The organism is Bdellovibrio bacteriovorus (genome assembly GCF_048286975.1).
GTDB lineage: Bacteria > Bdellovibrionota > Bdellovibrionia > Bdellovibrionales > Bdellovibrionaceae > Bdellovibrio > Bdellovibrio bacteriovorus_H.
The window spans coordinates 160,369-172,181 of sequence record NZ_JBLVRT010000001.1 but is presented as its reverse complement, the minus strand read 5'-3'; the positions used below and the strand labels follow the sequence as shown (position 1 = coordinate 172,181).

At 50.5% G+C, this 11,813-nt stretch carries 11 protein-coding genes; 3 read left to right on the top strand and 8 right to left on the bottom strand.

Features of this window, described 5'->3' with window-relative positions; translation table 11 throughout:
* Positions 1-74 precede the first annotated feature (74 nt).
* The 8 genes from ACNQKP_RS00845 to ACNQKP_RS00810 form a co-directional block, all read right to left on the bottom strand.
* On the bottom strand, positions 75-1,259 hold the full coding sequence (locus ACNQKP_RS00845; protein ID WP_417862202.1) for an MFS transporter: 1,185 nt from the start codon (positions 1,257-1,259) through the stop codon (positions 75-77).
* A gap of 58 nt (positions 1,260-1,317) precedes the next feature.
* Positions 1,318-2,097, bottom strand: coding sequence for a hypothetical protein (locus ACNQKP_RS00840; RefSeq protein WP_417862200.1), 780 nt, complete (start codon positions 2,095-2,097; stop codon positions 1,318-1,320).
* 38 nt (positions 2,098-2,135) lie between these two features.
* Positions 2,136-3,890: a hypothetical protein gene (locus tag ACNQKP_RS00835; RefSeq protein WP_417862198.1), complete on the bottom strand. Its 1,755-nt coding sequence runs from the start codon at positions 3,888-3,890 to the stop codon at positions 2,136-2,138.
* A 173-nt stretch (positions 3,891-4,063) separates the two neighbouring features.
* Positions 4,064-4,396, bottom strand: a complete 333-nt coding sequence (locus ACNQKP_RS00830; protein ID WP_015089851.1) for a hypothetical protein — start codon at positions 4,394-4,396, stop codon at positions 4,064-4,066.
* Positions 4,397-4,656: 260 nt separating this feature from the next.
* Positions 4,657-5,130, bottom strand: a complete 474-nt coding sequence (locus ACNQKP_RS00825) for an actin-binding protein (RefSeq protein WP_417862196.1) — start codon at positions 5,128-5,130, stop codon at positions 4,657-4,659.
* Positions 5,131-5,194: 64 nt separating this feature from the next.
* Positions 5,195-5,518, bottom strand: coding sequence for a DUF4286 family protein (locus ACNQKP_RS00820; RefSeq protein ID WP_417862194.1), 324 nt, complete (start codon positions 5,516-5,518; stop codon positions 5,195-5,197).
* An 8-nt stretch (positions 5,519-5,526) separates the two neighbouring features.
* Positions 5,527-6,867: a TldD/PmbA family protein gene (locus tag ACNQKP_RS00815; protein WP_417862192.1), complete on the bottom strand. Its 1,341-nt coding sequence runs from the start codon at positions 6,865-6,867 to the stop codon at positions 5,527-5,529.
* Positions 6,860-8,281 carry a TldD/PmbA family protein gene (locus tag ACNQKP_RS00810; RefSeq protein ID WP_417862190.1) on the bottom strand — a complete coding sequence of 474 codons (1,422 nt, stop codon included), beginning with the start codon at positions 8,279-8,281 and terminating at the stop codon, positions 6,860-6,862. The genes ACNQKP_RS00815 and ACNQKP_RS00810 overlap by 8 nt, the downstream gene beginning before the upstream one ends.
* A gap of 219 nt (positions 8,282-8,500) precedes the next feature.
* On the opposite strand from ACNQKP_RS00810, the gene ACNQKP_RS00805 reads away from it, so the two are divergent.
* The 3 genes from ACNQKP_RS00805 to ACNQKP_RS00795 all read left to right on the top strand — a co-directional run bounded on the left by ACNQKP_RS00805 (position 8,501) and on the right by ACNQKP_RS00795 (position 11,714).
* Positions 8,501-8,740, top strand: a complete 240-nt coding sequence (locus ACNQKP_RS00805; protein WP_417862188.1) for a hypothetical protein — start codon at positions 8,501-8,503, stop codon at positions 8,738-8,740.
* 60 nt (positions 8,741-8,800) lie between these two features.
* Positions 8,801-9,967 (top strand): EF-P lysine aminoacylase EpmA, encoded by a 1,167-nt coding sequence (gene epmA / locus ACNQKP_RS00800; RefSeq protein WP_417862186.1) that lies wholly within the window; start codon positions 8,801-8,803, stop codon positions 9,965-9,967.
* A gap of 151 nt (positions 9,968-10,118) precedes the next feature.
* Complete coding sequence (locus tag ACNQKP_RS00795) at positions 10,119-11,714, top strand: hypothetical protein (RefSeq protein WP_417862185.1); 1,596 nt, start codon at positions 10,119-10,121, stop codon at positions 11,712-11,714.
* The last annotated feature ends 99 nt before the right edge of the window (positions 11,715-11,813 follow it).

Here is an 11,813-nt window from a genome sequence, read left to right as displayed (position 1 = left end):
AACATAACCACCCTCATGGATGAAAGTTCTGCAACGAGAGCGCTTGAGCTAATGCGAGGCGAAATGGGTATAGATTAGGCTATTTTGGCGGCAGCCGCTCGGTTTTTCTGCCCCCGGCGGAAAATGAGGGTCGCGATAAGGCAAAAGCCGAGGCCACCCAGGCTGACGGCAGGCCATTGGCCCCAACTCCAAAGAGTCGAACCCACGTAAGACCCGAGACTTCCTCCGGTAAAGTAGGCAAAGATGTAAATTGTGTTCAGACGGGAGTGGTATTCGGGCGCATGGCTAAACACGCGGGACTGATTGGAGATATGGGCCACTTGAATGCCCAAATCAAGCACCAAAACGCCCAGGATGATTCCGGCTACAAACGTGGAGGAAAGCGCCAGCAGGGCAAAGGCCCCCATGGAGCAATAAAGACCCATGCGGATGGTCGCCGCAGCGCCTTTTTTGTCGGCATAGCGTCCAGCCAGTGGGGCCGCCAAAGCACCAATCATTCCCAAGGCCCCAAACAGACCGATGGTTTTCGGATCATAATTAAACGGAGCAGCTTCCAGCAGGAAAGTCAGCGTTGTCCAGAAAGCCGAGAACGTTCCAAACAAGATCGCGCCCATCAAAGCCGCTTCACGCATGGTGGGAAGTTCGCGGAAAAGTTTTGCCGTGGAAAGCAGCAGCTGTTTGTAGGTGCCTTTGAAGTTAGGTTCGGACATCGGCAGCACGAATTGCGATACGATGGAAAGAATCAGGCTGACCGCGCCGGCAAAAATGAACACTGTCTTCCAGCCGAAGTACTGCGCGATGAAACCCGCAAGGGTTCTTGCCATCAAAGAGCCAATCAGAATACCGGAAAGCACGATGCCAACGACTTTGCCGCGCTCTTCAGGTTTGGCGAGGTTTGCAGCAAAGGGAATCAGTACAGATTGGGACACATTGAAGAAGCCCATCACGCAGCTGATCGCGCAGAACACGCCCAGGGTTGGACTGAACGGAAGTGCGATAGCCAGCAGGCCTGCCATTGTCATAGAGCCCTGGATCAGTTTACGGCGTTCAATCATGTCGCCCATCGGAACCAGGAACAGAATCCCCAGCGCATAGCCGATCAATGTGAAGGCGGGAACCAAAGACACCTTGCTTTCAGTCACACCAAATTCACGCGCCAGAATCCCCAGCAGCGGTTGGTTGTAGTACATATTGCCCACGACCAGAATGCAGGTCAGGGTCATGAAGAAAACTTGAGTGCGAGAGAGGCCTTTTCCCATAGGATCCTATAGGTAGTTCATTTGAATGTGATATTCAATCAATAGATGCGAATGTGAACTATTGCTGCGACATTGCTGAGTCGCACTCTGAAATAATCTGTTTTATGGGTTTGCCTTTGTGGCAGGATTTGCGCAGATCACGAATCAGCTTCATTTTTTTGTCTTCGGATTTCAGTGCTTCAACGTCGTGAACAAATCCATAGAAGTCACTCAGCACGGCGCCTTGAATCTCTGCGGTGATAACCAGTTTGTCCGTGGTGCTGACTCCGTCGGGATTTTGCTGACGTTCTTTCAGTCGATCAATTTTACTCATGATCTTTTGGGCCGGAACCATCAGGCGGTGAATGCGGCTGATGTCGTCCGTGATCAGGCGGAAATCGGGATCTTGCAGGGCGCGGGTGCCTTGTTGCTGATAGTACTTTTCCAGATAAGCGACTTTGTTTTCTCTCAGTTGTTCACGGTCCATGTGGCTGGCATCGCACAACGAGGGGCACAGGGGTGGCATATTGGCTTTTTCAAGCTTGCGCACCAGATCGCCGATTTCGGCACTCATCATCACAAATGACCGTGAAGTATCGAAGGCTTTGCGGAAGTTTTCTTTGGAGGATGCCGGAATCAGCTCTTGCGCCGGAGCCTGATCAGCGGTTTTCAAATCCGGAGTCAAAGTGGCTTTGGCCACGGGGTAAGGTTTCTTCTGAACAGAGGTGGTGGTCGCGGGATCTTGAATCAGATAGTCGACCGTGTAGTAGGTGATGACAGCCATTCCGACAAAGGCGCAGGTCACGATCCCCAACGTGAAAAACATCAGATACTTCAATGTGCTGCGCAGAAACTTCATGAACAGAAAGCTAACAGAAGCCGTGTAATCTGTCAGCCTTATTGATCTCTTTCCATGGATTCATCGCCCACAGTCTCGTCCGGGGAAGGCAGTGCCTTCAAATTGCGTTTATTTGCTTCCTGGGTTACGGACCGGGCTGACTGTTGGTACAGATATCCGAACAGACCTCGGGCTTGTTCCACGATGGCGGCATCTTTAACGATCACGATCTGCTCGTTGTTGTTTTCGGCGTTTTCACTCGGATTAAAGGATGTTCCCAAAACAGCCGTCGAATCTTCAGGGAAGATAAACACCTTGTGATGAATTTTGGACGTGGTCTTCACAGCCGTGCCGTCTTCCAGACGGAAGTGGCGTTCACCGTAAATTGCGGGCGCTGTGCGGATTTTGTTCTGAAGGTCCGTTACACCTGCGGCACCCAGGGCTTGCAGAATCGGAGCTTCCGTATCAGTCAGGTATTTGCCGGAGGTCAGATCTTTTTTAAGACCGGACAGCAGCAGGAACGCACTCCATTCGCGCATGGCAAACGGGGTGTCACCGACAGAGCGGAATTCAAACTGACCTTTTTCAGTCATGTCACGGGCCGCACGTTCAATCAGTGCGCTTTGAATTTGCTTGGAAGAAAACGCAAAGTGCACCGCTTCGATCGGACCTTTGGAGTTTTGAATCAGCGGCACGAAGATGCTTTTATTCACATCACCTTCACCGCCGTTTGGCGAGAATGACAGGACGATGTAAGAGGCTTCCTCATTCGGGCTTTTCTTTTCACCCATGATTTTGTAACTGCCACTGATCGGGTACTGGCTTTGGCCACGGATTTTGTATTCCAGGGTTTTCTTAAGTTCGGCCTTGGTGGCTTGAGCTGGCAAAGTTCCCAGAATCATCAAGGCATGATTGGCGTTGGGGATGGAAAATTCATTGCGTTTTTCCGGAGGCAGATTCACCAGGTCCCCTTCAGGACCGATGCAGCTTTGCGTGAAGTTGCCGGACAGGAACAGCACGGCGGCCTTTGGGCCAAACGGGTCGCGCAGAATGATTTTCTGGTGATTTAGTCCCACGGATTTAACGGCGACAGTTTTAAAGTTTTCACCTTCCAAAGTGGCAAGATCATCAAAGATGGCTTTCACTTCAGCACGGGTGTTGATCGTGCCGGCATCAATGCCTCCGGTGACCTTCACACCTTTTTTCGTGTGCTGGTTTTTCAAAGCATCGGCGATCACTTTCAGATCGAAATCAAAAACATTGTACCAGATTTCCTGCTCGGCCCCGGCGATGAAGTCCACCACGACTTTGCGCAGATCATCGCCCGGCAAGGTGCGGGTTTTGCCGTTGATGGTTTTTAAGTGCGGGTGATTGATGAACAAACGCATGCCTCGGAAGCCCGGGGATCCACCTGGCAGATCCATCGTCAGGGGCTGGGACGGGCTTTCGTACTTCGCCAGTTGTTCGGCAAAACGCGGGGTTTGCACCACGGTCTTCAGTTGGGCTTTAACTTCTTTTAAATAGGCGGCGTAGGCCTCGGGTGATTCACTTTGGGTTTTGGCCAGTTTCGCTGTGGTGTCTTCAAGGATCGCGATGTATTCAGGATTTTTTTTCAGCAAGAACACCAGCTGACTTTGAGTCAGTGGATTTTTCTGCTGCACGATGGATTCGTTCAGAGCCTTATAAAGGTCTTTTTGGGTCATGGTCTTAAAGGCCACATCAAAGATCCGGGCATAGTCATAGCTGTCGGCCAGGGCCGGGGCGACCAGGATCTGAAGAACGAACAAACTAAATAAAATTAACTTCTTAACCATTCTCTGAAATACAGCAAATCCCCCGCCATTCGGAGGAAAGCTTATATTTGATATGGAACCCATAGGCCGGGGTTTGAGGGCCCAAAACCGTCACCGCGAGGCCTTTTAGGGAATAAAAAAACGGACCGAAGGTGGTTCGGTCCGTTTCAGTTTTTGGTTCGAACGGATGAAAACTAGATCGCCAGACGGCAGGAAGCTTCCATCAGAATTTCACGACTCCACAGGGTCCATTTGGTTTCGTCCTCTTCTGTGCGCAGAACGCCGTCAGCATAAGAACGGGACACGTTGGTTTCGTAAACTTCAATATAGAATTTGCCAGCGCCCTGATTGCGCACGCTGATTTGATAGTTGTCGTAAGTGCCGATAGCAGCATTCTTACCGACAACAGTGGACACCTTGGTGTCGACCATCACTTCGCTGTTCACCGTAAGCTTGCAGAAAAGATCCTGTGCCTGAGCCGCAGCGCCAGACAACAAAACTGTGAGTGAAAGAAGCAGGTGTTTCATAGTAGTCCCTCCATGGATGTCTATTTATGCTGTCAGGGGCAAACACAAAGTGTCCACAGTTTATCGCGGAACAAGACAAAAGGTCCCAGAGCCACAAGATCAAGGACCGGGAAAAAAAAGGTACCTGCTTACTTTTGCATAAACATCGCGTTGGGAGCGCCGCTTCTGCAAAAGTAAGCAGGTACCTTTTGGGGGTTGGGAATAAAAAAAGGAAGGCTTTGGGCCTTCCTTTTTTGTGACTTAAGTTTTTTCGAGAGGAATTACTTCTTATTGGAAACTTTCTTAGTCGTTTTTTTAACGGCAGCTTTTTTTACTGTCGCTTTTTTCTTTGTTGTTGCAGCTGGTTTAGCAGCGGCTTTTTTGGAAGTAGCTTTTTTAGTCGTTTGTTTTTTGAACAAGGACTTTTCCAGCTTGGTCTTTTGAACGATGGCTTTCTTTTTGTAAGCCTGGATGTTTTTTTCCAGATCGTCCGCAGACTTTTTGATTTTGGAAATAGTGCTGTTCACTTCTTTTTCCAATTTCGCTTCGGAAGTGGACAGAACTTTTACGATTTCCTGATATTTCTTCCAAGCCAGTTCGATCTTGTCTTCTTTTTCCTGATCAAAACGGCCTTTAAGTTCAGACTCTTTCTTTTTGATCTCGTCGCTCAGCTTCTGGAAGCTTTCAAGAAGGTTTTGAACGTTTTTGTTGCCAGAAAGATTTTCTAGAATTTTTTGGAAAGCTGCAGTTGCCACAAGGTCTCCTTTGTTTACATTCCCAACATACACCCGCAAGAGGGGAATTCATAGCCCCTTAGGGCTATTTTGACGTAAAATTAATAGTTTCAAGCCATACTTCGCGTTGGGCAGAAAACTGACCAGAGAATTTCTCCAGCCCCTTTTCGCGCATTTGCATCGCGTACTCAGACATATAGGTCTTGATCGCGTCTTCATCCTTGAGGGTGTAAATGATCTTCACATCTTTACTGGAAGCCTCCATGGCGCCGCCTTTACGCAAGCAAAGCTCCGCTTTGATAAAGCCGGGTAGAGCAAGTACTTCAGCGATGTGTTCGTTTTTAAGCCATTCGACGTACTCAGGGTATGTCTCCCAACGAATTGCCAGTTGAACGATATAGGTAACCATGACGCTCCTTAAAGAGTAAATTTGAAGTCTTTGATTAGCATGCCCGGCACTTTTTTGCCACCTAAAGCACGGCTTTCGTAAGTGGAAACCATCGGGTCCACCTCTTGGAAGTCCGTCACCGCCAGCAGGTTTTCACCCAAGCAGTCGAACAGGCTTTCATCAAAACGCAGATCCGCGATCGGCGCCACGATTTCACCGTTTTCCACCCAGAAGCACGCATAGCGGGTCATCCCCGTGATACGTGCATTCAGACGGTCGGACCAGTTCAGATAATGCAGGTTCGACAAATAGAGTCCGGTGCCTAGTTCTTTCAAAATGTCGTCTTTTTTCAAGGCCCCAGGCAGGATCTCCATCGCGCGAGGACCTTCATGGGAATCCCCGGCGTTGCCTTCCACACCGTATTCCTTGGCTGAACGGCTGCTGATCACGTAGCTGTCCAACTGGCCGTTGGAGATCAGTTTCAGCGTTTCCGGAGCCAGTTCCCCCAACGAGTTATAACGATGGGTCAGGCCCATGCCATAGTTTTCACGCATATTGAACAACGGCGACAGGGACTTTTCCTTGTCCGCCAGTTTCATCAAAGCGCTGCCCCCTTGTTTGTAGGCATTAAAGCTCAACGCCCCCCAAGAGAACATCGAAGCCAACTCCGCCACCGCGCCCGGCGCCAGATAAGTGCGGTAAGCACCTGGCTGCAGGACTTTCTTCGGGCGGTCCATCAGGCTCAGTTGATTTTTACTTTGGGCAATATTCGCCTCAAACTGTTTTTGGTCCCAGTGAGTGCCGGCATAGATCGACTTCACGGCTTTTTCACCCATGTACAGGGAATAATCCACGAAGAAGTTTTCCGTCGCAAACCAGTGGCTTTGGCCGGCCGAATTTTTGTTCGCAGAAATGATCGGACCCGCACAGTAAAGACCGGCAAAGTCAGCACCCGTTGCCGGAGTGGTGATGGCCTTGATCACCTCTTCGTCTTTCAGCAAAGAGCCTTTGAATGTGCTGTCGCTGGTGCCGTTGTTGACGATGGCCACCTGGTACGGATCTTCCGGCAGCAGGGCGCATTCCTGACGGGCTTGATCCAGCCAGAACTCGACACGCTGTTTGTCTTCATCGATTTCGCCTGTGATCGAGAAGTTGATATTCGCGGTCTTGCCGTCTTTTTGGAGGGTCAAAGTCAGAGAGCGCTGTTCAACGTGGGTGTTCTGACGGACTTTGTTCGCGTTGAAGCGCACGAACAGGGATTCTTCCGCGTGCAGGTTCACGTTGGCAGCCTCATCTTTTTTCAGAAGTGCCAAAAGGTGGTCGGCCACGATGTTGAAGGACTGTTTTGTTTTTTCTGTAAAATTAAGCACCGAACACCTCGACATCAGCAAATAGACAGTACGGTGTGGTGTGGCCCACACGGATCACCTGATTTGGTTCACCTTTACCGCAGTAAGGGGAGCCAAAGGTCTCGCGATTTTCGCTGACGGCCTTCAGGTTGTTCCAGAACTTCACGGTGGTGCCGCGATAGTTTGGATTTTTGACGGTCTTGGTCAGTTTGCCGTTTTCAATCAGCTTCCCGTATTCGCAGCCGAACTGGAATTTGTTGCGATAGTCATCAATCGACCAGGACTTGTTCGCCAGCATGAACACGCCACGCTCGACAGAGGCGATCATGTCTTCCAGTTTGGAAGTGCCCGGCTCCAGGTTGATGTTCGCCATACGATCAATCGGTGCACGATTCCAGGATGAGGATCTGGAGTTTGCCACACCCGGCAGGTTCAGACGGCTTTGCGATTCAAGTCCGCCCAGACCGCGCACCAACAACCCGTTGTGAATCAGGAATTCTTTGGTCGCGGGATGACCGGAATCATCAAACGCGTAAGAAGCCAGAGCGTCTTCGATGGTCGGATCGAAGGTCACGTTCATCAGTTTGGAGCCGTATTGCAGGTGCCCGAAGTCATCAGGTTTTACGAAGCTCCAGCCGGCATAGTTTCTTTCATCACCTAAAATTCTGTCATATTCCAGCGGGTGACCGATGGATTCATGCACTTGCAAAGTCATCTGGTCCGGGGCCAGCAACAAATCCATGGAAGTGTCCGGGCAGTTGTCGGCAGAAAGCAGCTCAACCGCTTCTTCCGCCAGTTTTTTGGAACGCTCCAGGATGGACGCGCGGTCAAAGACCTCGGCACCCACCTGAAGACAGCGGGCCAAGCCGCCGCTGTCAGAACGGGTCTGGGTTTCACCACCGGCAGCAGCTGTTGCCGAGAAGTCCGTGTTCACGATCGAGAAGCTTTGTTCGAAATCGGAACCAGAAGATGTCACAGTATGGAAGTGAGTTTCCACGATCATCGCCGTGGCCGAACGGCTGACGATTTTATCGGAGACTTTCATGGCGCGAGTTGCGTCCACGAAAATGTCCGAGATCTCTTTGGCTGAGAAAGAATCCAGAGGTTTTACCACCGGGGACTTGTAAGTTCCTTTTGCCATCGGACGCTGGTCCACAGAGAAGTTGTGAACTTTGTGTGAGCTTGCAGCTTTGGCCATCATGATGGCTTTATCCAAAGCTCGCTTGATGCCGGTGTTACTCAGGTCACTGGTACCGGAAAAGCCAAAATGGCCCTCGACCAAAACCTCGACCATGACGCCTTGATCGAAACTGATCACGTTACGGTCCGGCTTTTCATCGCGAACCATGCGGTAGGTGGTTTTTTCAGTCACGTGACGCAAACTGACCCAGTCAGCGGATCCTTTGAGCGTGTGGAGGGTTCTTTGCAAATCCATTAAAGACCTCTTTTCCGAGTAGAATTAAGCACTTCCAATAACCAATCATGCCCTAAAAGACAACCTCGAAGGGCCGTTTGTGAAAAGTCTTATCGACCGATACCCGACGGGGCGAGGGTGGGGAGGGAGTGCCAGAAAGGGTTGGCAAGGGCTTTGCTTTATACATTCTCAGGGAGGTTGCTGGTGTCATAAGGAACCAGCACATAAAAGGGGATGGATATGAGAGTTATTCTGGCACTTTTAGCAACAGGTTTCATGGTGATGGTGGCTTACTTGGGTCCGGCAAATGCTTCGACTTTGGCGACTCCAAGCTGCAAGATGACTTCCGAAGGTATCTTTGATGGTTCGTGGGTGAAGCACCGTATCGTGGTGAACGAAGATGTTGTCTATGGTGCGAATGACATGGATTCCATCCTGTCCCAGCTTGATTCCTTGCGTGATCAGGGCCTTTGCCATTAAAGTGGCAGGGCTTTGAGCCGAAATGACTTTTTAACCCAGATTTGGAAGCCCTATCCCGCGATGCCTGAAAATGCTCAGGCGGCAGGGCGTATTTATCAGATCGAACGCGAAGGCGATGCTTTAAAGCTGGTCCTGCACCGCGATTCCGAAACTCACAAAATCCAATTTGAAAAAGCCCCGAAACACTCTGAATTTTTAATTGAGGGTGACATCGTCGCGGTTGTTTCGGCCGCTGAAGTGGTGCTGCTGGCGCCGCAAAGGCAATCCCTGCCGAATCGATCCTACGACAAGGACCTGACCCAGAAATGGGGCACTTATCTGCAAGCTTTGCGTGAATTCTTTGTTTCTCAGGGTTTTGTGGAATTGAAGACGCCTTCGCTGGTGGTGTGCCCGGGCACGGAACCCAGTCTTGATGTTTTTTCCACGAACTTGAAGGTCGGCTCACGCCAGCAGAAATTGTTTTTACCCACCAGCCCGGAATTGCATCTGAAAAAGGCCCTGGCTTTGGGGGCAGAGAAAATCTTTGAGCTGGCTCCGTGTTTCCGTAACGGCGAAGTCACGGAAAGACATCAGCCCGAATTTTTGATGCTGGAGTGGTACCGCGCATACGCCTCCTTGAAGTTGATCAAAGAAGACACAATCAAGTTGGTAAACCACCTGGCGCAAGCGATGAAAGTCGCAGGCCCGGCGAAGGTGACTTCGTATTCCGTGGCCGAGCTGTTCAAGATCTACTGCGGTTTTGATTTGAAACCGGACACTTCAAAAGAAGAGCTGAAAACGCTGGCGGAAAAAATCGGTGTCGATGTTCGCAGCGCTGAAAGCATTGATGACTATTTCTTTCTGATCTTCATGGATAAAATTGAAAGCCAACTGCCTGCCGATGAGCTGGTGTTTGTCGAAAAGTACCCTCCGTATCAAGCCGCTCTGGCGCGTTTGACATCGGATGGCTGGGGCGACCGCTTTGAGGCTTATTGGAAAGGCATGGAGCTTTGCAATGCCTTCCATGAGCTGAACGACCCGACGGTGCAGCGTCTGCGTTCCCAGGAAGACCTGCAGAAGAAATCTGAAATGCACAAAGAGCCTGTAACGTTGGATGAAGAGTTCTTCCAGTGTTTGGAAGCTGGACTTCCTCCTAGCGGCGGCATCGCTTTGGGAGTCGAACGTTTGTTCATGGCTCTGACCAACATCCCGAAAATTTCAGACCTTCGTTTGTTCTCTCAACAATAGTTCATTCATTTTTGTTACATCTCGTGCAGATCAGTCTAGTTCGGGCTCCGAAGGACTGCCTTTCTTTACTGTTCTTTGTCAGTCTTTCTTAGCGATAAATGTGAATTGAATTCCATTAAACAAGACTCAATAAGAGTGAAAGGACAAGGGAATGTTTGCTAAGACTTCTCGAGTAAAATTCGTGGCTGGTATGGCCACAGCATTGGTGGGAACGGCGTTGTTGATATCTGCATGCAGTGGCGGAGGTTCTTCGGACAGCCCCTCTGACAGCGCCGCGCTGGTGATCAGTGGTGGTTTTTCGGGCGTGAGCCTGCAGTCTTTGAAAAAGCCGATGGCCAAAGGCGGTGATTTCACCACATTTGCGGCCACAGACTATACGGTTATTTGTGCGATGATGGTGGATCCATTCACAACTGGAAACAGTGCTTTGTCTGATGATGGCAGCTTTTCTTTGTCCATCGCGGGCGGCGCGGGACAGCCGATTGGTTGTATGATTGTTAAATCTGGCAAGCGTGTGGCGGACTTCGAGTTCACGGCTGCAGAAGCCGGTATGACAGGGGCCACTGGTGGTTCCGGTCTGGCGGTGAATCAGGGTGCAACAACGATCCAGTTGCCAACCGATTTGTCCATTTCAGATGCGAAAGTGTCTGTGCCTGTGGCGAACATCACTCAGAACTCGGCGGTGGCGCCGGCAGTTGTCTGGGCGGATCCGACGGGCACTTGGAGCATTACAGGGGCATGTGAAACCTCTTTGAATCAAAGCGGTATTCCAGTGACCACTTGTAACGGAGCTCAGAGTGCAGACGACATTCCAACATCCGTGTATTTGAAGCAGTTGCAAGCCACCAAGAATGGTGCGACCAAAACAGGTCTTTCAGTCTGGAAAGATTCTGCGGCCCGCACGGCGTGCGGTGACAAAGAAGGTATCACGCTGGATGGCGGCTGGACGGCAACGGGCGGCTGGGCTGGTGCAATGACCGGTGGTGTGTCCATGGATATCAGTGACACTGGAAAACTGGATGCGCTGACCGTGAAAGCCAAAGTCAGAACTCATCCGGATCATCAAAACAACATGACCGCTGTGTGTGGCAAGACGACGAAAACTGTCGCCGCTGGCGGTGGTGCGATTGTTTCCGGAACCACTCTGTGCAGCGAAGTGGATTTTGCTGGTGGCGGCTGGGGTATGAGCGAAGACGCCTGCAAACTTTATTGTGTGATGGGTGCTTTGAGCAACGGCGGCGACAATCCGGACTTTGACTGGGGTGCAGCGACTTGTAAAAAACGTTACAGAGTCTTCTGGGAGAACAACAACGAGCTTGCTACGGACAAAGACTATCAGGGCCCGGGCAACACAGCGGGTGTCTTCTCGGCAGGTACTTGCTCTGACACGTCCTTTGATGGCTGCCGCGATACAGGTTCTGGCAAAGTATTGTTCCAGATGGAAAAAGCCCAGGACCAGTTCATGCTGGGTGAATTGTTCATCATCGGCAACGTGGGCACTGTGATGGAAAATCATCATTTCAATTCCACTTTCCCGAATGCAGACCGCACCGGTACGATCACTTGCGGTGGTACTTACATCGACAAGATGACCATGACCCAAATCAGTGCGACAACAGCGTCTGTGACAGTTGAGAACAACTTTGTTGCCGATCTTTCAAATCCGGCAGAGTGTGCGACTAACGAGCACTTCTCCAAAAACTCGGATGAAGAACGCAGCATGACTTTGAAGCTGGTTAAACAGTAATCTGAAATCGGAAAGACCAATTTTTGAAAAGCCCCTGCAAAGATGCTGGGGCTTTATTTTTAGGTGCCTGGTTGTTTTTTCTGGCTACAATGTATCATT